The organism is Segetibacter sp., from assembly GCF_025963695.1.
In the GTDB taxonomy this organism is placed as follows: domain Bacteria; phylum Bacteroidota; class Bacteroidia; order Chitinophagales; family Chitinophagaceae; genus Segetibacter.
Window position 1 is genome coordinate 62,737 of record NZ_JAOQAH010000040.1, and the last position, 21,493, is coordinate 84,229.

At 38.7% G+C, this 21,493-nt stretch carries 18 protein-coding genes; 11 read left to right on the top strand and 7 right to left on the bottom strand.

Translation table 11 applies throughout. From position 1 onward, the window contains the following. Window positions 1-99 precede the first annotated feature (99 nt). Entirely contained in the window at window positions 100-1,314 is a 1,215-nt protein-coding gene (locus JWR87_RS07005; protein ID WP_297817441.1) for an alanine dehydrogenase, read from the top strand. A 28-nt stretch (window positions 1,315-1,342) separates the two neighbouring features. On the opposite strand, the gene JWR87_RS07010 is transcribed toward JWR87_RS07005, so the two are convergent. From JWR87_RS07010 to mutY, 4 genes are all read right to left on the bottom strand, one after another. After that, window positions 1,343-1,912, bottom strand: a complete 570-nt coding sequence (locus JWR87_RS07010; RefSeq protein ID WP_297817444.1) for a hypothetical protein — start codon at window positions 1,910-1,912, stop codon at window positions 1,343-1,345. A 107-nt stretch (window positions 1,913-2,019) separates the two neighbouring features. Further along, window positions 2,020-3,360, bottom strand: a complete 1,341-nt coding sequence (gene gldE / locus JWR87_RS07015) for a gliding motility-associated protein GldE (protein ID WP_297817447.1) — start codon at window positions 3,358-3,360, stop codon at window positions 2,020-2,022. A gap of 81 nt (window positions 3,361-3,441) precedes the next feature. Continuing rightward, a complete protein-coding gene (locus JWR87_RS07020; RefSeq protein WP_297817450.1) occupies window positions 3,442-3,888 on the bottom strand; it encodes a single-stranded DNA-binding protein in 447 nt (148 codons plus the stop codon). A gap of 189 nt (window positions 3,889-4,077) precedes the next feature. Further along, window positions 4,078-5,166 carry an A/G-specific adenine glycosylase gene (mutY, locus tag JWR87_RS07025; protein ID WP_297817453.1) on the bottom strand — a complete coding sequence of 363 codons (1,089 nt, stop codon included), beginning with the start codon at window positions 5,164-5,166 and terminating at the stop codon, window positions 4,078-4,080. A gap of 144 nt (window positions 5,167-5,310) precedes the next feature. On the opposite strand from mutY, the gene JWR87_RS07030 reads away from it, so the two are divergent. From JWR87_RS07030 to JWR87_RS07045, 5 genes are all read left to right on the top strand, one after another. Further along, window positions 5,311-5,616, top strand: a complete 306-nt coding sequence (locus JWR87_RS07030; protein WP_297817456.1) for an HU family DNA-binding protein — start codon at window positions 5,311-5,313, stop codon at window positions 5,614-5,616. Between the two features lie 100 nt (window positions 5,617-5,716). Next, a complete protein-coding gene (locus tag JWR87_RS07035; protein WP_297817459.1) occupies window positions 5,717-6,559 on the top strand; it encodes a tetratricopeptide repeat protein in 843 nt (280 codons plus the stop codon). A 30-nt stretch (window positions 6,560-6,589) separates the two neighbouring features. Beyond that, window positions 6,590-6,682 (top strand): AURKAIP1/COX24 domain-containing protein, encoded by a 93-nt coding sequence (locus JWR87_RS20255; protein ID WP_229687964.1) that lies wholly within the window; start codon window positions 6,590-6,592, stop codon window positions 6,680-6,682. A 219-nt stretch (window positions 6,683-6,901) separates the two neighbouring features. Continuing rightward, a complete protein-coding gene (locus JWR87_RS07040) occupies window positions 6,902-8,455 on the top strand; it encodes an Rne/Rng family ribonuclease (RefSeq protein ID WP_297817462.1) in 1,554 nt (517 codons plus the stop codon). A 105-nt stretch (window positions 8,456-8,560) separates the two neighbouring features. Beyond that, on the top strand, window positions 8,561-9,358 hold the full coding sequence (locus JWR87_RS07045) for a sterol desaturase family protein (RefSeq protein WP_297817465.1): 798 nt from the start codon (window positions 8,561-8,563) through the stop codon (window positions 9,356-9,358). A gap of 212 nt (window positions 9,359-9,570) precedes the next feature. Here the strand turns inward: JWR87_RS07045 and JWR87_RS07050 are convergent, their stop codons facing one another. Continuing rightward, on the bottom strand, window positions 9,571-10,764 hold the full coding sequence (locus JWR87_RS07050) for an ATP-grasp domain-containing protein (RefSeq protein WP_297817468.1): 1,194 nt from the start codon (window positions 10,762-10,764) through the stop codon (window positions 9,571-9,573). 81 nt (window positions 10,765-10,845) lie between these two features. Further along, window positions 10,846-11,436 carry a TetR/AcrR family transcriptional regulator gene (locus JWR87_RS07055; protein ID WP_297817471.1) on the bottom strand — a complete coding sequence of 197 codons (591 nt, stop codon included), beginning with the start codon at window positions 11,434-11,436 and terminating at the stop codon, window positions 10,846-10,848. A gap of 408 nt (window positions 11,437-11,844) precedes the next feature. Between JWR87_RS07055 and JWR87_RS07060 the strand changes: the two genes are divergently transcribed. Continuing rightward, a complete protein-coding gene (locus JWR87_RS07060; protein WP_297817474.1) occupies window positions 11,845-12,768 on the top strand; it encodes a PfkB family carbohydrate kinase in 924 nt (307 codons plus the stop codon). 354 nt (window positions 12,769-13,122) lie between these two features. On the opposite strand, the gene JWR87_RS07065 is transcribed toward JWR87_RS07060, so the two are convergent. After that, the gene (locus JWR87_RS07065; protein WP_297817477.1) at window positions 13,123-16,038 is read right to left on the bottom strand and encodes a glycoside hydrolase family 3 N-terminal domain-containing protein; all 2,916 of its coding nucleotides are present in this window, start codon (window positions 16,036-16,038) and stop codon (window positions 13,123-13,125) included. A 373-nt stretch (window positions 16,039-16,411) separates the two neighbouring features. Here JWR87_RS07065 and JWR87_RS07070 point away from each other — a divergent pair, with 373 nt between their 5' ends. The 4 genes from JWR87_RS07070 (at window position 16,412) to JWR87_RS07085 (ending at window position 21,465) form a co-directional block, all read left to right on the top strand. Further along, window positions 16,412-16,540 (top strand): hypothetical protein, encoded by a 129-nt coding sequence (locus tag JWR87_RS07070; RefSeq protein ID WP_297817480.1) that lies wholly within the window; start codon window positions 16,412-16,414, stop codon window positions 16,538-16,540. Between the two features lie 240 nt (window positions 16,541-16,780). Continuing rightward, entirely contained in the window at window positions 16,781-17,875 is a 1,095-nt protein-coding gene (gene corA, locus JWR87_RS07075; protein WP_297817483.1) for a magnesium/cobalt transporter CorA, read from the top strand. Window positions 17,876-18,135: 260 nt separating this feature from the next. Then, the gene (locus tag JWR87_RS07080) at window positions 18,136-18,975 is read left to right on the top strand and encodes a murein L,D-transpeptidase catalytic domain family protein (protein WP_297817486.1); all 840 of its coding nucleotides are present in this window, start codon (window positions 18,136-18,138) and stop codon (window positions 18,973-18,975) included. 258 nt (window positions 18,976-19,233) lie between these two features. Then, entirely contained in the window at window positions 19,234-21,465 is a 2,232-nt protein-coding gene (locus JWR87_RS07085) for a helix-turn-helix domain-containing protein (protein ID WP_297817489.1), read from the top strand. Window positions 21,466-21,493: the final 28 nt, after the last annotated feature.

Genomic DNA, 21,493 nt, shown 5'->3' on the forward strand with positions numbered 1-21,493 from the left:
TTATCAAACCATTATTCTGGTAAAAACAACCTAGCTTTAAATGATAAACTGTAAAGCCCCTATCTTGCAAAATTATTCTGTAATTAACTTTGTGCGTACATGGCATCTGTAAAGCCCCTTATTAGTACCTCTTTTTCATACGAAACATTAGAAGAAACGCTGGATATAAAGGCGCAGGGGAAGCAATTATATATCGGCATTCCGAAAGAAACCGCATTCCAGGAGAATAGAATAGCATTGACACCAGAAGGTGTAAGTGTGCTGGTGAGTAATGGGCATAAAGTAACTATAGAATCTTTAGCCGGGGAAGGAAGCAAATATTCAGACAGGGACTATAGTGAAGCCGGAGCTCAAATAGAATTGAAACGGGAAGAAGTTTTCAAAGCGCCTTTACTGGTAAAAAGTGCACCGGTTGTTGAAGAAGATTTGCCGCTACTCCAAATGGGACAGACCATTATTTCTCCCATACATTTATCGGCAATGAAGGGTGAGTTCCTCCAAAAAATGATGGAGAAGAAAATTACGGCGCTAAGTTTTGAGAATTTAAAGGATCATAGCGGCACCTACCCCATTGTCAGAAGCATGAGCGAAATAGCGGGTGCTGCAATCATGTTGATTGCCGGCCAGTATTTGGGCTGTTCCAATAATGGCAAAGGTGTATTATTGGGTGGTATTAGCGGTATCCCTCCTACAAAAGTTATCATCATAGGAGCTGGTGTTGTAGGTGAATTTGCTACCCGCACAGCCTTGGCTTTAGGTGCTTCTGTAAAAGTTTTTGATAACAACGTTTATCGGTTAAAACGATTGCAAAATAATCTTGGAGTAAGGGTGTGGACGAGTGTGATAGAACCGAAAATTCTGGCAAAACAATTAAAAACCTGCGAAGTAGCGGTTGGTGCACTGAGCAGTGAGTTTGGAAGAACGCCTATTTTAGTTTCAGAAGAAATGGTGGCTGCCATGAGAACGGGCAGTGTTATTATAGACGTAAGCATCGACAGGGGCGGATGTTTTGAGACCAGCGAAATTACCAGCCACGAACAACCAACTTTTGTTAAACATGGAATTATTCATTACTGCGTTCCCAACATTCCCAGTGGGTTTGCACGAACTGCCAGCCAGGCTATAAGTAACGTTTTAATGCCTCTGTTGCTTAATGTAAGTGATGAAGGTGGAGTGGAAGAAATGGCATGGCACGACTTCAACCTGCGAAACGGCATCTACATATATAAAGGACATCTTACCAACTTTTACTTAAGCCAGCGATTTGATTTAAAGTATACCGACCTCAACTTATTAATAGCGAGCAGAAGGTAAGAGGAGTGAGTAGCTTTTTTGAAATGGGCTAATTCCACTTGAATGTATTGATCATGTGTTTTACATCCTCTATTAAAAACCGGTTCACAATTGCTAATGAGTCTTCGTTAGGAGTTGCATCAAAGTAAAGGGCACCTCTTAGAAAGTGGTTGGTAGTGTCGGTTAATAAAAATTGGTTAGCAGTTGCAACATCTCCACCAAGTTTAAAAAAAATACCATGTACGTCGTGTGGGTTTGTAATAAGCGAGTCCTCAATACTATAGGCCTTTACAGTATTCTTATTAGTTAACTTATAAGAATCGCTTATTAACTTATCGAACTTCTCCTTCTTTGGGTCCTTGTAGCTTATATAAATTCGCCCATTAAATTGGGGAAAGTCAATGTTAATCCACCAGGGGTTTTCTGTAGCCTCACCAAAAAAGCTACTGTCTTTTACAACGCTTGCATAAGTTGGATATTCAAAAGAGTACGGATATCCCGGCTGATTAAAAACCCGGTATTCCTTTTTGGGGAAAGCTATTCTAAAATAACCTCTAGGTTTGGGAGTATAATCACTGTTGCACGAAAGAAAAGTGACAGCAGATAAACTGCAGGCCATAAAAAAAACAAAGGAGCTGCTTGTTAAAGCTTTAGCAGAAAATCGAAAACAACAAGGAGAGAATAAATTTTTCAAAGATATTTTTATTAACACCCTCAAATTTACGTCTACTGGGTCGAATGAGGTTTGATAGTAACCTTAATTTTCTGTAGGCGATTTTTTTCAATTTCTATAACGGTGAATTCAAAGTCGCCGTTTGATACTACCTCATTGGCTGTAGGTATTTCACCTGCAAGTTCCAAAACTAACCCCGCTAGCGATTCGCTTTCACCTCTTACCTCATCAAATGTTTCCATTGGCAACTCCATTACCCGGCAAACGTCATAGATCATTATTTTTCCCTCAAAAATGTAATTGTGGTCGTCAACTTTGGTGTAGCTCACATCTTCTTCATCGAATTCATCCTTTATTTCCCCGATGATTTCCTCCATAATATCTTCAAGTGTTACAATGCCGCTTGTGCCGCCAAACTCGTCTACCACAATTGCAAAGTGTGTTCTTTTTGCCTGGAATTCCTGTAGTAAATCTTCAATCATCTTTTGCTCATGAATAAAAAACGGTGGTCTCATTAACGGCTGCCATTCAAAATCATCTGGTTTTCCTAAATGGGGCAAAAGGTCTTTTGTATGAATTATTCCCGCTACTGCATCAAGATCTTCTTTGTAAACGGGCAAGCGGCTGTAATGCAGTTCTTCAACTTTTTTTACAAGATTACCAAAAGACGTTGAATGTTCTATCCCACTTACATCAAGCCTTGCTTTCATCACCTGCTTGGCAGTTATGTTGCCGAATTTTACAATCCCTTTTAAAATGTTCTTCTCTTTCTGAGAAGCTTCACTGTCGGTGGTAATATCTATGGCATGGTCCAGTTCTTCAAGGCTGTAAGAACTATTTGACTTTTTAGCCAGCTTCTTCTCGATGAAATCAGAAGTGTTCACGAGCCGTATACTCAAACCTTTAAACAAGTAAGAGATGGCCTCTACCAATGCTCCTGCATCTTTTGCAAATCGGATGTTATTTTGGGTAGCCATTACTTTTGGCATAACCTCCCCAAATAAAACAAGTAAAAAAGTTACCGACAATACTTTTATCAAAAATTCAACCCACCATAATTGCGTATTATATTCAAACAGTCCGTCAATAACAAAATTCGAAATAATAATAATTGAAATGTTTACGAAGCTGTTTGCAATTACCAGCGACGCAAGCAAAGTTTTAGGTTCTTCCAGCAAATCAACAATACGTTTATAAGCAGACTGCTGCTTTGTCTTAAGCATATTCATATCCTTATACCGAAGCGAAAAGAAAGCAACTTCAGCACCTGAAACAAGAAAAGATATTAGTAATAAAATTACAAGGAGAAATATTAAAATTGTAGAAGCCTGCGTATTTATAGCAGCAGGGTTAACAGCATTTAAAAATAAAGACAAATCCGGATGATGATCCAAAACAACAAGGGTTTGGTTAACAATATAAAGGCATCTTAACCTTTAAGGCGGGTGCAATATATCAACTAATTAAATCTCATTTTAAAAAGGTAGGTCTTCTGCAGTTTCTCCAATAGGGGGAATATCGACATTGCTAATGCCTTCAAGATTATCATGATGGTGAGCGCTATTATAACCAGGGCCTTCACCCCTCTTATCCAACATAATAAGATTATCTCCAACAACTTCTGTAGCAAATTTTTTATTGCCTTCCTTATCTTCCCAGCTTCGTGTTCGTAGCCTTCCCTCTATATATACAAGGCTCCCTTTATGTAAATATTTTTGTGCTAAATCTGCCAGACCTCGCCACAGAACTACCGTATGCCATTCTGTTTGTGAAACTAATTTTCCTGTTCTGTCTTTATAAGTTTCAGTAGTTGCCAAACTAAACTTCGCTACCCCAATATTTCCTTCCAGATACTGTACATCCGGATCCTTGCCCAGATTGCCAATAAGTATTACTCTATTTACACCTCTCATGATAGTCATATTTTAAATTAACTTCCCTGCTGATGGTTAGCTCTCTAAAATTACTTTTTTTTATAAAACAATTCAAGCATTAAAAAGAAATATTGTTTTAATAGTCAATTTCATGGGTTTTATTAAGTATGCGGAAGTTTTTCAAAGTTTCATAGTTGCGACGCTCCGTTCAACTCCTTCAAGAAATGGATCTTTTTTTCATATTATAGCTTCTTTTCTTTCGTAGATAATATTAGCATTCTCCTGTAAATATTGATTTATAAATTTTGGGAAAGGGATCAAAGAAAGCTCCTTCTTTGTCAACCTTTGAAAGCTTTGAAGAGTTACCGGAACAGATTGTAATTGTACGGTTACGAACTTACCAGACAAAGTCTGATGAGTTAATTGTTGCTTGTAACAGGTAGAAATATTAATAATGGAAGAGTCTGTAATTCCTAACTGTTCATTTAGCCACTTTTTAGTCTCCTTTTGCTTCCAGCTCAGCTCCTTATTTGACTCAAATAAATAAAACTCAAATAAATTTTCCCAAATATCTTTCCCAACACGCTTACGAATCAAGAGATCCTCACCAACTTTAAAAACAAAATAAGTAAAAAAGCGATTTCTTTTCACCATTCTTTTTTCTTTCACCGGAAGTGTACTAACTAAGCCAGAATTATAAGCGAGGCAGCATTTTTGAAGAATGCACTCACGGCATTCAGGCAACTGAGGTTTACAAACAGTGGCACCAAAATCCATTATCGCCTGGTTAAAATCAGCAGAACTTTTTTTAGGTAGTAATTCATTTGCAAGCGCAGTAAAAAATTCTCTTCCCTTAACAGAGTCAATAGGAATGGCTTCCCCAAAAAACCTTGCTAAGACCCGAAAAACATTCCCATCTACCACTGCATGTGGAAGTCCGTACGCAAAAGACGAAATTGCTGCAGCCGTGTAAGGGCCTACTCCCTTGAGTTTTAATAGGTTTTCATACGTTTCCGGAAACTTCCCGTTCAGATTGTTCTGTATATGGCGCGCGGTAAAAAGTAGGTTTTTGCAGCGCGAATAATATCCTAAACCCTCCCACACCTTGAAGACTGCTTCATCTGCCGCTGAAGAGAGGTCATTTAGGGTCGGAAATGCCTCAATAAAATTATTATAATATGCAAACCCTTGCATTACACGAGTTTGTTGGAGAATAATTTCGCTAATCCAAATTTTATAAGGATCTTTTTCTCCCTTCCATGGCATGATTCTTTTATTTCGCTCTAAGTGCCAACGCATTATGTTCCTATTAAAACTGTTTTGCATGTTGTCGGATATGAGGACCACAGAGCGCTTAACGGTTCGTTAAACTTAAAGTGAGCCAAATTAATAGTAAAGGGTTTTAGTAAAAAATAAATTACTCAATACAGATTATAAGAAGTTGAGTAAAAAAGAAAAAATAACTACCCAATGAGAAAGTCAGATTTAATAAATCAAATTTCAGAAAAAACGGGCATACCTAAGGTTGATGTTTTGGTAACATTAGAAACTATGTTCAAGGAAGTAAAGGATAGTCTTTCGAAAGGGGAAAATATTTATATACGCGGGTTTGGCAGTTTCATAACTAAAAAAAGAGCTGCTAAGATTGGTAGAAATATTAAACGAAACATAGCCGTTGAAATTCCCGAACATTTTATTCCTGCATTTAAACCGGCAAAAGAGTTTGTAAGCGAGGTTAAAAGCAAAAGAAAGCTTGAGGACGGGAACGTTTCCTAAACATTTTAATACAACAGCAGTTTTTTTGCCAAATTCTTTTAACTAAACAACTGATAATACCCTCTTCATTTCATCTACATTTGCCGGATAAGCAATAATTGTGAAGAAACAACAAATTCTATTAGTCTGCGGTGGCTTTTTATTATTCATCCTTTTATTTTTTTTTGGTAATACAATACCTCCTGTAAAGCCAGCCACTGTAGCCGCCAACACCCCTCACGCGGAAAAAAAGATAGAAACGGAAAAATTACTTACTCACGCTAAAGAACGATTAACTCCACAACAACTTGAAAAAGTTACCTCTTTAGAGAACAGTGTAAAAAGAGGAGACGTAAAAAACCAACAACTTCAGGTCTACAAGACCCTTGCTTCCTTTTGGGAAGACAGTGTAAGACTATTTGAACCCTATGCGTATTACACTGCAGAAGCAGCTAAGTTGGAAAATTCCGAAAAAAGCCTCACATTTGCAGCCCATTTGTTTTTAACCAATCTTAAAACAGAGTCAGATCCTCCGATGCAGAACTGGTTAGCAACAAATGCAAAAGTTCTTTTTCAGAAAGCTTTAGAAATAAATCCTAAAAACGATAGCAGTAAAGTAGGGTTAGGGGCTTGCTACATTTTTGGAAATATATCAGACAACCCAATGGAAGGCATATCGTTGATAAGAGAGGTTGTGCAACGCGATCCTAATAACCTTTTCGGGCATTTGATATTGGGTCTTGGAGGTGTTAGAAGCGCTCAATTTGATAAAGCTATTGAGCACTTTAAAGTTGTTGTTGACAGACAACCGGACAACTTAGAGGCTACTTTGAATCTTGCCGAAACGTATGACCAGAAAGGTGATAAAGAAGACGCTATAAAATGGTACAAAGTAGTTAAAGCGAAAATTCCAAATCCTGAAGCTCAGAAAGAATTAGATACACGAATTAAAGCATTACAATAACAATAATTATAAACTAAAATTTATTATATCATGCCTTGCGGAAAGAAAAGAAAGCGTCATAAAATTGCCACCCATAAGCGAAAAAAGAGATTGAGAAAAAATCGTCATAAGAAGAAGAAGTAGTTTTTCTTCTCATCCTGTTATCATTAGCAATGCCGGAGAGTAGACTTATTCTCCGGCATTTTCAACTTTCAACTGGTCTGCCACGCCTGTTTTGCAACTTTTACCTTTACCTTATCAATTTAAAAAGTGGCAGGATAATGTCGTGTTGGTCCAACACGGTGACGAAATGGTGTACTTTCCTTACGGGGAAACTTGTGTGAATTTTTAAAAGTTGCAATTTTGAACAAAGAATTAATTATAAACGCTACTCCTAACGGAGTGGAAATAGCCTTACTGGAAGACAAAAAGTTGGTTGAACTACATAACGACAAAACAGATTCAAGTTTTGGCGTTGGTGATCTCTATCTTGGAAGAGTTAAAAAATTAATCCCCGGATTAAACGCCGCATTTATTGATGTAGGCTTTGAGAAAGATGCCTTTCTTCATTACACAGATCTCAGCCCGTTTGCCCGCTCTATTTTAAAGTTTACCCAATTGAGTGTAGCGGATAAATCGGAAAGCGGGTTGGATTTTACAAAGTTTGAAGTAGAGCCTGAGATTTTAAAAACAGGCAAAATAAACGAGGTTCTAAGCGGAAAGCCAAATGTTTTGGTTCAAATTTTAAAAGAACCAATTGCAGCAAAGGGGCCTCGCCTTAGTTGTGAAATATCTTTGCCTGGCCGTTTTGTAGTACTCACTCCTTTCAACGATATAGTTGCCGTCTCAAAAAAAATACATAGTGCTGAAGAACGCAAACGGCTGCAAAAGATCGTAGAAGCAATTAAGGAAAAGAATTTTGGGGTAATAGTACGAACGGCTGCAGAGGGAAAGAATACTGCAGAGTTACATGAAGACCTTACTTCGTTAATAAATACCTGGAAGGGTATTCAGAAAAATTTGAGAGGTGCCGAGGCTCCTGCAAAGATTTTAAGTGAGCAGACTAAGGCCACAAGTATGTTGAGAGATCTTCTTACAGAAGATTTCAATAAGATTATTGTAAATGACAATGGCATTTATAATGACACAAAAAACTATATTCAGAAAATAGCTCCGGAAAAAGCTGAAATAGTAGGTATGTATCAGAATGGCGCTTCCATTTTTGATCATTACGGTATTACTAAACAGGTTAAAAGTGCTTTTGGTAAAACAGTTAACCTGCCAAGTGGGGCGTATTTAATAATAGAGCACACTGAAGCGCTACATGTTATTGATGTAAATAGCGGCTATAAGAGTGTGAGCAACAACCAGGAAGAAAATGCCCTGCAGACAAATATGGAAGCAGCGGAAGAAATTGCACGCCAGTTAAGACTTAGAGATATTGGAGGAATTATAGTGGTGGACTTTATAGATATGAAGTTACCCGACAATAAGAAGAAACTGCAGGATGCAATGGATAATTTCATGCGAACCGACCGGGCTAAACATGCAGTGCTTCCGATATCTAAATTTGGGTTAATGCAAATTACCCGGCAAAGGATGAGACCTGAAGTAAACATAAATACTTCTGAGGTTTGCCCTAGTTGCAATGGTACCGGTAAAATTACTTCGACATTACTGCTGATTGATGAGATAGAAAAGAAGCTTCTGTATCTCGTTACACATCAACATAAAAATCTTACTCTTTTTGTTAACCCAATTGTTCACTCCCATTTAACAAAGGGCTGGTTCTTTAATTCGATTAAATATAAGTGGAATAAAAAGTTTAAGACTAATATAAACGTTTTACCCAATAATAATTATACGATCATCGAGTTTCACTTCTACGACCAGAATGAGGAAGAAATTAAAATTTGAATTAAGCCCGGCAAAAGCCGGGTTTTTTTATGAACAAAGCAGGCCTTCCATTGTATTATAATTTTAACACTTCGCTGTTTAACTTTATTAATATAATAATGCTTGATGCCTGATTTTTCAAGTTTACCTTTTTTTCTGTTAGCTGCGCTTGTTATGTTTTTAGTAGTGGTTGGCAGATATATTGCCATAGCCGCGTTGTTCCAGTTTTGGTTTTATCGTTTTAGAGGTGAGAAATGGAAAAGCAGAAATTTGGGTAAGAAGAAGGTAGATAAAAATCAGTTCTACAGAGAGCTAAAGTGGTCCGCTATAACTTCATTGATCTTTGCTTTTGCTGGTGCTTTTACTGCAATTTTATGGCAAAAGGGTTACACCCGTATTTATATGGGTCTCAATGATTATCCTTTGTGGTATTTGCCACTTAGTCTTTTAATTTCTTTGCTTATTCACGAGACGTATTACTACTGGTTACACCGATGGATGCATCAGCCAATGGTCTTCAAATTACTACACAAAGTTCATCATGATAGTAGTACTACAAGCGCCTGGACAGCGTTTTCATTTCATCCCTTAGAAGGCGTTTTGCAGGCAATTATTTTACCCTTGACGATTATGTTCGTTCCTATGCATGTGTACGTTTTACTGTTTCAACTAACGCTAATGACCTTTAGCAGTGTTATCAACCATCTTGAAATTGAAACCTATCCTGCTAACTTTCATCGTCATTTTATAGGAAGATGGCTTATTGGAGCAACCCATCATTCACTTCATCACAAGCAATTTAAATACAACTTTGGATTGTATTTTACGTTTTGGGATAAATGGAAAAAAACAGAGAGCCCAAGATTTGCTTCTTTGTTTGAAGAGAAAACGAATGTATTTGCCAGGGATAACAGAAAAGAATAATGAAGTAATCGCAGCAGTCAGTTTCCCACTTTTTACGCCTTCACGCAAAAAGTGGGAAAAAGTTCAATAGCGAAATTTCAGATAAACGAAATGCGTCGCAACAATGTCGCCTGCTGGTTATTTGTCCGGTAAAAAAACAACTTCAATTTCTTAAAGCTGTCAATCGCGTTTAAATACGTAATAGTAGTTAAGACCACCTTTTATAACAATCACTACTTGCTCAGGTGCATACTTCTTTCCTTATATAAGGTTCTAAAGTATGGGTCGCGCAAATCTTTAATAAAGCGAATTGCCTCACCGGTGCTTTTCATTTCAGGACCAAGTTCCCTGCTAACACCGGGAAATTTGTCAAAACTGAAAACAGGCTCTTTTATAGCAAAACCTTCAAGCTTCTTTTCAAACGTAAAGTCCTTTAGTTTTGCTGCATCCAACATTACTTTAGTTGCAATGTTTAAATAAGGAATCTGGTAAGCTTTTGCAATAAAAGGGGTTGTGCGGGAAGCTCTTGGATTAGCCTCAATGACATAGACCTTGTCGTTCTTTATTGCAAACTGAATATTAATAAGGCCTTTGATATTTAAAGCACGGGCTATTTTCTCAGAATAATACTCCATAGTTGTAATAACCAACGGAGTTAAGTTGAAGGCCGGAAGTACTGCATTGCTATCGCCGCTATGAATGCCAGCCGGCTCTATATGTTCCATCACGCCCATTACATGAAAATCTTCCCCGTCAAAAATTGCATCAACTTCCGCTTCCTGGCAACGGTCGAGAAAATGATCAATCAAAATTTTGTTATCGGGAATATGTTTAAGTAGGCTCACTACAGCGTTTTCGACTTCCTCATCGTTTATTACAATCCGCATTCTCTGGCCCCCTAGTACGTAGCTAGGCCTAACCAACACCGGGTATCCTACTCTGTTAGCAACCTCAATTGCCTCATCAGCAGTATAGGCCGTACCGTATTCAGGGTAAGGAATTTCAAGCTCTTTTAAAAGATCGCTAAATCTTCCGCGGTCTTCTGCAATATCCATATTATCGAAAGATGTTCCGATAATATGGATTCCTTTTTGATGAAGTTTTCTAGCTAGTTTCAAAGCAGTCTGCCCACCAAGCTGTACAATTACTCCGTACGGTTGCTCAAGCTCGATGATCTCCCAAAGATGCTCCCAGTAAACTGGTTCAAAATACAATTTGTCGGCAATATCAAAATCAGTACTGACTGTCTCAGGATTACAATTAATCATAATCGCCTCATATCCTGATTCTTTAATGGCCAACAAGCCATGAACACAGCAGTAGTCGAATTCGATTCCTTGGCCAATACGGTTGGGGCCGCTTCCTAAAACAATAATTTTCTTCTTTTCAGAAGGTATAGACTCGTTTGATGATAAAGTGTTGGACATGAAAGCAAAATTTCGCGAATGTAACGATAGGCAACGAGAAGAAAAGTTATTTTTTAATCTGATAGTTAAATCGCCTTTTGCTTAATTTCTTATACCGTCGACAAGTATTGTAATAATATTTTCTTCAAGGTCATTACGGTTTACTTTATGAACGATACGATGCCATTGATCTACCGCACCTATTGCATTTATAAATATCATAACGGCGCTGTTTGCATCCACACCCTTAATTTCTTTATTATCCACACCATCCTGCACAATTGCTGCAAATCGTTGACGGTAATTTCTGCGCATTTCACGATATTCTGATAAATGCGGCTCATCCATACTACGCCAGTCGTGATCGGTTACATATACCTCCTCATAGTTGTCCATCATCTCACGTACATGAAAACGCAATAGCTTTTCAATCTTTTGGATTACGGGGCATTCCTCGTTTTCCAGGTCGCTGATATAACAGGTGTATCTGTTGGCAACGTTCATGCAAATCGCTTCAAGCAAATCGTTCTTCGAGTCAATGTGATTATAAAGACTTGCAGCCTCAACACCAACAAGTGATGCCAATTCCCTCATACTGGCAGCCTTATATCCTTTTTCTTTAAAAAGTTTAGCCGCCCGTTCTATTATAAATTCCCGTTTACTGTTATTCTCTGTTGTCTTAATTTTTGCCATAAACGCCCCTTTAACTACCTCAAAGATATTGAAAGTACGAGCGGCCGCTTTTATCTGTTGTTAAGTTTCAGTAAATGTGCACAACAAAAAGATATAACAACTCCGGCGTAAAGAACAGGAAGAACTTACTACCTTTTTTAATTTTTAAGTATTTCAGCCCCCGTATCTGCTTGCCACTCCGGTTGTGTCACTCACTTGTACCGCATCTTTTCATAGCATCAACCCTGGTTCGCCCGTTTGACCACTTGCAGCCTGGTAGTTTTTATAGAAAAGTGAGGCTGTAATTGTAGCTGTGGAAGTTAGGCTGCTTTCTAAAAATCATTTAGTTTCGCACCCCAATAGCGATAAAGCCTGCCAATGCATTTATTGTCGGTATTCCAAATATAAAATCCTTTTAAACCTCTATTTATGTCTTTAGTTGTTGTTGGCTCAATGGCGTTTGATGCTATTGAGACTCCGTTTGGTAAGTCTGATAAAATTATTGGTGGTGCAGCTACTTATATCGCCTATAGCGCAAGCAATTTTACTAAACCTATCAAGCAAATATCAGTAGTAGGTGGAGATTTTCCACAGGCAGAACTAGATGCTTTAACTGCACGAGGCGTACAGCTTGAAGGTGTTCAAATAAAAAAAGACGAGAAGAGTTTTTTTTGGAGTGGTCGTTACCACATGGACATGAACACCCGTGATACCCTTGAAACACAGCTAAACGTTCTCGAAAACTTTACACCTGTTGTACCAGAAAGTTACCAGGATTGCGAATTCTTAATGTTGGGCAACCTTGTACCGGCAGTTCAAAAAAGCGTTATTCAACAAATGAAAAAGCGTCCGAAGCTAATTGTAATGGATACGATGAACTTCTGGATGGAGATTGCTTTAGACGACCTGAAAGATGTGCTTACAATGGTAGACGTGCTAATGGTAAACGATAGTGAAGCAAGAGAACTGAGTCGTGAATACAGCCTGGTAAAAGCTGCAAAGAAAATATTGACGATGGGACCAAAGTACCTGATCATAAAAAAAGGTGAACATGGTGCTTTACTGTTTCATGAAAAACATGTCTTCTTTGCTCCGGCACTGCCACTAGAAGATGTATTTGACCCAACCGGCGCAGGTGATACTTTCGCCGGAGGATTTATTGGACACCTCGCAAAAACCAGAGACATTTCTTTTGAAAATATGAAAACTGCTATCATAATGGGTAGCGCAATGGCCAGCTTTTGTGTAGAAAAATTCGGAACACAAAGACTTACCGAAATTACCAGGAAAGAGATTGATGAAAGATTAGAGGAGTTTGTTGAGCTGGTGAATTTTGATATCGATTTGGTATAAGTATGTTTTATTATTATTAGTGGAGAAGATAATTTATTAGGGAATACTGGAATTAGCGTTAAAACCCGTTTGCTAATTTCAGTATTCTTTTTTTATGCCTGTTGAAATTCGAAAACCATGTTGCTTTACTTGCAAAATTATAACGGACAAAGAAGAAGCCGCACCTCTTGCTTTGGCTAATAGAAGAATTTGTAACGTGGCTGCTATTTTTATATTCAGGCTTACATACTATAGGTTAAAGTGGCTTGTGATATGAAAAACGGTATGGCTCGCATAGTTTAATTATTATTTACAGCTAAAACGGAGCGTCGCAACAATGCTACATTAGGATAGAAATGCTTGTAAATAAAAATCTTATTGTTTTGTAATACTCTTTTGCAAAGCCTGGTAAATAATATCGTGAATATTACCCCTTACATTCATCTGTAATAATTTATTGCTGTCAACAGGAGTAACACGATTTGATAGGAATATATATAGCAGGTTTTGCTTCGGATCAGCCCAAACACAAGTACCGGTATAGCCGGTATGACCAAAGGTGGCCGGTGAGACGCTTTTAGCAGGGTAAGGCGTTTTCCTGGTAACGTTGTCTTTTTCAGGTTTATCAAAACCAATTCCACGACGACTGATATTACTTGAATAAGCAGTGAATTTATCTACTGTTTCCTTTTTGAAATAACGAACGCCGTCCGCTTCACCACCATTTAAAAGCATATAGTATAGTTTTGCCAAATCATAAGCATTACTGTATAAACCTGCATGTCCTGCTACTCCGCCAAACATAGCCGCCCCAGGGTCATGCACATCTCCTCTTAACAATTGTTTTCTCCATGTTTTGTCGAATTCAGTAGGAGCAATCGTATTAATGGGGAAGAATTCTCTTGGCTTAAACGTTGTTGTTGTCATTTGCAGGGGAACATAAAATGTCTCTTTCACATATTCTTCGAGTGGCCTGCCTGAGACGGCTTCAACCACTTTTCCCATAAAAATAAAATCATTGTCGCTGTAGATATACTCATTTGCACCGCTTAGCTTGCTGGAAAGAATACGACTATACATAGTGTCTCTATAGTCGGTTCGCATGTATACGCTATCGGCAACCCTTATTGAAAATGAGTCTGTCGGCACCTTGCTATAATACTGCGACAGTGGATTGCCGTTTTTATCATTGGTATCTTTATAAAAGGGAATAAATGAAATTAACCCTGCCTGGTGCAATAGCAAACTTCTTAACACCAGTTTCTCTTTATTACTTCCTCTTACCCAGGGTAAATAATCTCCCAGTGTTTTATCAAGATCTAATTTTCCTTCTTCGTATAATTTCATGACAGATACTGTAGTAGCCGAAATTTTTGTAACTGAAGCAAGGTCATAAATCATATCATTATTAACGGGTTCTGTACTATCATAATTTGTGTAACCGTATGCACGCTGAAAAGCAACTTTACCATCTTTGGCTACCAATACAACACAACCTGGAGTTGCATGCTGCGCAATGGCGTCGTTAGCAATCGAATCAATACGATCGAGAACAGCAGAGTTGAGCCCTACGACTTCAGGAGATACCTGCGGAAAAAAACTGCTCTCTGTTATCCCCATTCCATACTGAAGCTCTTCGCTCACGGTTACAGGCAATTTTCCTTTCGGCGAAACTTTACCTAGTAAAACGTCTGCAGCGGCTTGTTGCGTTATTTCATCATCTTCATAACATGCAACCAGGTTTCCTGCAGCAGAAGCAATGTTTTTCATTGCATAAGGGTTTCCAAAAACAAAGGTCATGGCAGTGCTTTGCGACTGCAATTGATTAACCAGGCTATAAGCGGCAGCGGAGATACCGTAACGATTAGCGGGGCGACGACTATAATTGTGTACACCAATTATAACAAGGTCGTAGGTTCCTTTTAGCTTAGAAAGTAAGTTAAGCGCTGTTAAGGAGTCTTCTTTATACCCGAATGTATAAATATCGGCCTTGTAATTCTGCTGAAGACGAGTTGCAAAAGCATTTGCCTTATCAATGCCTACTCCTACAAAAGCTATTTTTCGCCCGGCCTTAAGCGGAAGTACATCTTTGTTTGCAAGTTTTAAAAGAGTGATTGCTTTTTGAGAAATAAGCGTTTTTATTTCATTTGTACCTGCATTTACATCACTTACAATATTGCCTGTTTTAATGGTGTCTCCCCGTTGTAGCCCAAGGTGGTATTTAGCAAGTAAAACCTTCTTCACTCTTGCTTCAAAGTCAGCTTTATCCAGTTGATCTTTCCTGATTGACTTCCTGATTTTTTTGATGCTTCCTTTTATGTCTTCAGGCAGGCACAACAAATCATTGCCAGCGATTAAAGATTGTGCAGATGCCTGGCCAGCGGGATAAAATTTACTAACCCCCTTCATTTCAAGTGCGTCGGTAAACGTAAGCCCTTTAAAGCCTAACTCATTTCGCAGTAAACCGGTAACACTTTTATAAGAAAGAGAGGTAGCCTGGTTTGCAATGGTGTCAATAACCGGAATGTATAAATGAGCACTCATAATACTTCCCACGCCTTCCTTAATCATTTGCCTGAAAGGATATAACTCCAGGGAGTCAAGCTGTGGCCGGCTTTTATTAATAACAGGAAGATCAAGGTGAGAGTCTACACTAACATCACCGTGGCCGGGGAAGTGTTTAGCAGACGCCATAATTCCTACGTCCTGCATGCCTTTCATATATTGGGTACCAAACAACGCCACCTTATATTTATCCTCGCCAAAGCTTCTGTCGTTTATAACAGGATTATCAGGGTTGTTATTAATATCAACCACGGGGGCAAAGTTTACGTGAATGCCCATTCTTTTACACTGCTCACCTACAGCACGCCCAAACCGGTAAACCAATTGCGCATCTGATATTGCGCCTATCATCATCTGCCTTTGAAAGCTAATGACGCTATCGAGCCGCATCCCTAAACCCCATTCTCCGTCAATGGTTACCATTAAAGGAGTTTTGGCTATTTTTTGATAAAAGTTGGTAAGATTAGCTTGCCTTTCTGGTCCTCCCTGAAAAAAACACAAACCGCCGACATTGTATTTTTTTACCAGCTCAGTTACCTGTGTAACGTGTTCTGGTCCAAGATTACTATGTGCCCGTATGATCATTAACTGGGCTATTTTTTGTTTTCGGTTAAGCGATTTAAAAACGCTGTCCACCCATTGGTTGGCCAAAAGATTGCTTTTGTGCTGGCCAAAAGAAGTGTAATTAAAAGATAGAAACAGAAGACAGGTTAACAGAAATTTCATGTATCAGGTGCTTAAAAAAAGTTCAGCACAAGATAGTTTAAAACAGAAATGAGGTCATGTAAATAGCTTGCAAAATGTTTTTATTATGGTAAAAAGAAAGTCGTTGCGCGTTACCTCAGCGCACCGCGCATTTAATGAAACACGATACATTTAATTATTTTAGGTAATCATCTATAATGTTTTTGGGGACCGGCTATTGTTTTTTATGGGCAACATTGTTGTGTCACTCACTTCAACTTTTTTGTTCTTTTTTTGGGCTGAAGCCGTTTTTTCGCCGCCGTATCAACGATTACAAAGCAGTGTTACAACTCCTCTTGTAACCGCTTATATAAATTGAACAGGCTGAAAGTGAATGAGGGTGGCGGCATAGCCCATGAGCAGGAGGACTGAAATACTTGAAATACCCTTTGACAAAGCACTGCAAAGGATGGAGCGGGGAGAAATAAAAGATGGCAAAACAATTATGCTGATTCAATATGCAAAGCTTAAAAACCTGCTATAAAGTTTTACAGTGCGCAAAAAAAGATGACCAATGGTTTTTAGTTGAACCGAGCGTGGCAAGAATGAGAAACATGAAAAACAACTGCTCGTACCCAAAAAATACCGAAACTTACTATTGTAAAATAACTGTCTTTTTGCAAGACCTGTTTATATAAGGGGATGCGGAAAAACGTACTTGTAACAACGTCGGGTTAGAAATGCCGTATTTTATTAATTTGTGGGCTTCTCTTACCTTTATTCTATGCGTCCGGAAAAATATTTGAAATACCTCATTGAACCCATTTTTAATACTCGCCGAACTAAAGAAATCTTTAATTATAATCCGGCCACCGAGCCCGTTCGGGAGGAAGCTACACACACCAAAATTTTTGTTTACAATTATGATCCGGCTTCTATTTCCGCCAAGGAATTAAAAGATATGTCCGAAGTTTTTATTTATCGTGACAGCGATAAGGTTAGTTGGATAAATATGGACGGCATTGTGAAAGCAAATGTGGAGGCTGTATGCCAGCATTTTGAAGTTCATCCGCTGCTTATTGAAGACATCTTAAGCATTGGCCAGCGGCCGAAGATGGATGATATCGAAGGTGTAATGTTTTGCCAGCTAAACATGCTGTATTTTAACAATGAACACTGTTCGGTTGAGCAGGAGCAAATTAGCATTGCACTGGGAAAAAATTTTGTGCTAACCTTCCAGGAAGATGAGCACCGCGACGTATTTAATAATATTCGTGAAAAGCTAAAGGTTCCGTCAAGCCGGCTAAGACAAAGAGGGGCAGACTACCTCTGCTATAGCCTGGTTGACATGATCGTGGATCATTATTTTGAAGTGATAGAAAAGTTGGGCGAGAAAATAGAAGCTTTAGAGGAAGAAATAATACGAATTAACAACAAAAGGTCTTTAGCAAAGCTAAATGCGCTACGAAAGGAAATGATCGTTCTCAAAAAAAATGTGGGGCCGGTAAGAGAATTGGTGAACGGCTTTATTAAAAGTGAAAGTGACCTACTGGATGATAAAGTAAATAAGTATTACAAAGACGCTTACGACCATATTGTGCAGGCGAATGAAGTTGCCGAAAATTACCGCGAAATACTGGCAAGCCTGCAGGATTTATATATCAACCAGGTAAACCTGAGGATGAATGAAGTGATGAAAGTGATGGCAATAGTTACCTGCTTGCTGGCTCCGGCTACAGTAATAGGTGGCATCTTCGGGATGAACTTTGATGTAATTCCTTACGCCCACCAGGCTTGGGGATTTTACATAACGGTCGCCGTAATGCTGGTTGTTCCGCTTATTATGCTGCGAGTATTTAAAAAGCGGGGTTGGTTTTAAGTGGAGTTATAATTGTGGAAAATTTGCCCTATTTAAAGTATTCGAACCAAATCTGCTACTACTGTTAAACATTTTCCGGTCGGGGAAAGAAATTGCTTACACAATTTTTTAAATGAGATTGTAAAAAGAGAAGTGATTGAAGGTCAACGGCTACGGAAACACGCGTTCCTCCTGCAAAAGTTTTAACTTGTCTTCAAACAATATTTCCTCTACTTTAGCCGTCCTGTTTATACAATTTTTAAAAATTCGCTTCTAAACTTATGCCAGTAATTCTAAAGCATTTAGGAAAAATACTTTCAGTAAGTTTTTTGTTTATTTCAGTTCAATCATTTGCGGGCGATCCAAAAAAGGGATTGCCAGGCGAGAAGAGTTTCCCTTCCTTACTTTCTAATTCAGCTAATTCTCCTTTCTTAAAGAAAACCGCTGACTCTATATATGATTTAATTAGCCTCGGCCACTACGGTCTTGATAGAGAAGTATTTTTCAATGCTTATAAAGGTTACCAGGTGCTTGTAAACCGCGGTTCTATCCGAAAGAGAAATGTACTTACCATTTGCGATTATAGCCAAAGCAGCAACAATAAAAGGTTGTATGTTATAGATCTTCTCGACAGCCGCCTGCTGTTCAATACGTTTGTATCTCACGGCAGGAACAGCGGCAATGAATTCGCCACCAGTTTTTCAAACCACAATAATTCTAATAAGAGCAGCCTGGGCTTTATGGTTACGGGCGATACTTATAGCGGCAGAGCCGGATATTGTATGAGGTTCAACGGTATGGAAGCTGGCATAAATGATCGCGTAAAAAGCAGGGGAATTGTGTTACACGGTTCTCGTTTTGTAAACGAAGACATATTGTCTATAAGAGGTCTTATAGGTAAAAGCCTTGGTTGTCCCGCAGTACCTTTCGGATCACACACTAAAATTATAGACGCCATTAAAGGTGGTAGTTGCTTTTTCGTCAATTCACCCGATCAGTGGTATGTAAGTAATTCCAGGATATTAAATTCAAGCTTCGACCTTACTCCATCCATTCAAATAGAAAATACTGCCGCATCTAATGCAGATAACGGCTTTTTACCTACCTCTGTCGCCAAATAAAATTTTCCTTTTTATAGTTTAAAAAACGCTGCTTTCAACCGCAGGGTTTTTTATTTTAGCATATATTTTTTAAACCTGCTAACTCACTAAACCCGGCATTGTTGTGTCACTCACTTGTACTTGCAGATTTTATATTCAGCTTTTTTCAATCCAACCTATTTCCCCTTAACATCCGATAGCCTTTTCAATGGTGGCAAATTAGTCAGCTGCGGGTTGTATTTTCGTAACTTATTCTTTTCATTTTACTGATGTAGCTTAATGAACCCCGACGCATCCAATACTATTTTCCAAAAAGCAGTAGCGTTTGTAAATCAAACCAACAAACACCTGTTTCTTACGGGGAAGGCCGGCACAGGAAAAACAACTTTCCTTAAATACATTAGCGACAATACATTTAAAAAGATGGCAGTTGTGGCTCCTACAGGTGTAGCCGCAATTAATGCCCGCGGAGTTACCATCCATTCTTTTTTTCAGCTTCCGTTTGGCCCATTCATCCCTACTGACAAAGAAGTTTGGGGCGGTTATGGAGGTGAGATAAATAACAGAGCGAGCCTGCTAAAAAATTTAAGGTTACAACGGGCTAAAAGGCAGGTCATACAAGAACTTGATTTATTAATAATAGACGAAATTTCAATGGTTAGAGCAGATCTGCTCGATGCTGTTGACATCGTTATGCGGCATGTAAGAAAGCAACCGCTCATACCATTTGGAGGTGTGCAAATGGTATATATCGGCGACATGTTTCAATTGCCGCCGGTAGCAAAACAAGAGGAATGGGAGATCCTGAAGGATTATTACAAAAGCCCTTTCTTTTTCGATGCGCAGGTTCTTCAATATGTTCCACCGCTATACATTGAGCTTAAAAAGATTTACAGGCAAAAAGACGATGTCTTCATAAATATTCTCAATAACATCCGTAACAATTGTTGTACTTCAAAAGATCTCGAAATTCTACATCAGCAATATGACCCCGGCTTTGCACCCCGCAAGGAAGACAATTACATAACCCTTTGCAGCCACAACTATAAGGCGGACGAAATAAATCAGCGGGAGTTGGATAAACTGCCGGGCAAAGTATACAGTTACGATGCTAAAATAACAGGCGAGTTTTATGAAAGGTCTTACCCTGCGGAGAAGCAATTGCAACTGAAGCAAGGTGCCCAAATTATGTTTATCAAAAATGACAAAGGAGACATCCGAAGGTTTTATAATGGCAAAATAGGAACTGTCACAAAAATTGAACACGAGAAAATTGTTGTGAACTTTCCTAACGAGGAAGGTGAACTGGAGATAGAGCAGGAAAAATGGCAAAACGTGCGCTACAACTATATTACTGAAAAAGACGCTTTAGCGGAAGAAGAACTGGGCACATTTACACAGTACCCTATAAGACTTGCCTGGGCAATAACCATTCACAAAAGCCAGGGACTAACTTTTGAAAAAGCCATCATCGATGCAGGTGCGTCATTCGCGGCCGGGCAGGTATATGTATCTCTTAGCCGGCTAACAAGTTTGCAGGGATTGGTATTGAAATCGCGCATTCAGCCAAGTTGTATTAGCACCGATAGCCGTGTTGTTGATTTCGTAAAACAGGAATTAGAAGAAGACGTTTTGCAGCAAACATTAGAGCAGCAGCAGAAAGTATACATCAGCCTGTGTCTAATGCAAAGTTTTGCGTGGGAAAGAATAAGTGACAGTATTCAGACCCATCTTGAAAGTTATGAAGACAGGCAAATCCCCGACAAAGAGAAGTGTATTAAATGGTGTACAGAATTAGCCAACACTTCAATCGAACAAAAAGATGTTGCAGATAAATTTAGAAAACAACTCGAATATCTTTTTGTTAACTCCGGGGAAGACGGCTACAAAAAACTACATGAAAGAACCAAGGCAGCAACCAAATATTTTATTTCGGCTGTTGATCAATTATACCAATCGATTCAAAAGCACATTAATGAGGTAAAGCATAAGAAAAATGTTAAGAAGTATCTGAAGGAACTGCAGGAATTGCTTGTTTTGTTCAATCGCAAAAAGCAGCAGTTGCAACAAGGCTTACAATTATCGGAAGCTTTAAAGAATTCGACTAAAATGAATGAGTTGCTTCACATGGTTGCACAAAACACGAGAGTTGTACCCGCACAACTTCCGGAAGAAATCAAGATAACCAACGCTAAGCCCGAAAAAGGAGAAAGTGGCAGAATAACTCTACAGATGTTCAAGCAAGGCAAATCGATTGAAGATATAAGTGCTGAACGAAGTATGTCTTTCGGCACTATTGAAAGTCATCTTGCCGGTTTCATCGCTACCGGAGAAGTTGACATACTGGATCTTGTAGATAATGCAACACTTGAAAAACTGCTTGCAATTATGGAGTCTGAGCCTCGAATGAGCGCTTCAGCTATAAAAGAAAAGGCAGGAAAAAGTGTTTCTTATAGTGCAATTAGCGCTGTACGAAATTACCAGGAGCGGGTTAAAAAGGAGCCCATTTAATTAGCCATGAAGGCCGTCTTCTTAACGG

What these genes read in the sequence shown, in the direction of transcription:
- JWR87_RS07050 (WP_297817468.1), bottom strand. Translation starts at nt 10,764, where the DNA reads ATGTCCAACACTTTATCATCAAACGAGTCTATACCTTCTGAAAAGAAG.
- JWR87_RS07065 (WP_297817477.1), bottom strand. Translation starts at nt 16,038, where the DNA reads ATGAAATTTCTGTTAACCTGTCTTCTGTTTCTATCTTTTAATTACACT.
- JWR87_RS07030 (WP_297817456.1), top strand. Translation starts at nt 5,311, where the DNA reads ATGAGAAAGTCAGATTTAATAAATCAAATTTCAGAAAAAACGGGCATA.
- JWR87_RS07005 (WP_297817441.1), top strand. Translation starts at nt 100, where the DNA reads ATGGCATCTGTAAAGCCCCTTATTAGTACCTCTTTTTCATACGAAACA.
- JWR87_RS07045 (WP_297817465.1), top strand. Translation starts at nt 8,561, where the DNA reads ATGCCTGATTTTTCAAGTTTACCTTTTTTTCTGTTAGCTGCGCTTGTT.
- JWR87_RS07010 (WP_297817444.1), bottom strand. Translation starts at nt 1,912, where the DNA reads ATGGCCTGCAGTTTATCTGCTGTCACTTTTCTTTCGTGCAACAGTGAT.
- corA (WP_297817483.1), top strand. Translation starts at nt 16,781, where the DNA reads ATGCGTCCGGAAAAATATTTGAAATACCTCATTGAACCCATTTTTAAT.
- JWR87_RS07055 (WP_297817471.1), bottom strand. Translation starts at nt 11,436, where the DNA reads ATGGCAAAAATTAAGACAACAGAGAATAACAGTAAACGGGAATTTATA.
- JWR87_RS07085 (WP_297817489.1), top strand. Translation starts at nt 19,234, where the DNA reads ATGAACCCCGACGCATCCAATACTATTTTCCAAAAAGCAGTAGCGTTT.
- JWR87_RS07020 (WP_297817450.1), bottom strand. Translation starts at nt 3,888, where the DNA reads ATGACTATCATGAGAGGTGTAAATAGAGTAATACTTATTGGCAATCTG.
- JWR87_RS20255 (WP_229687964.1), top strand. Translation starts at nt 6,590, where the DNA reads ATGCCTTGCGGAAAGAAAAGAAAGCGTCATAAAATTGCCACCCATAAG.
- JWR87_RS07080 (WP_297817486.1), top strand. Translation starts at nt 18,136, where the DNA reads ATGCCAGTAATTCTAAAGCATTTAGGAAAAATACTTTCAGTAAGTTTT.
- JWR87_RS07060 (WP_297817474.1), top strand. Translation starts at nt 11,845, where the DNA reads ATGTCTTTAGTTGTTGTTGGCTCAATGGCGTTTGATGCTATTGAGACT.
- mutY (WP_297817453.1), bottom strand. Translation starts at nt 5,166, where the DNA reads ATGCAAAACAGTTTTAATAGGAACATAATGCGTTGGCACTTAGAGCGA.
- JWR87_RS07070 (WP_297817480.1), top strand. Translation starts at nt 16,412, where the DNA reads ATGAGCAGGAGGACTGAAATACTTGAAATACCCTTTGACAAAGCACTG.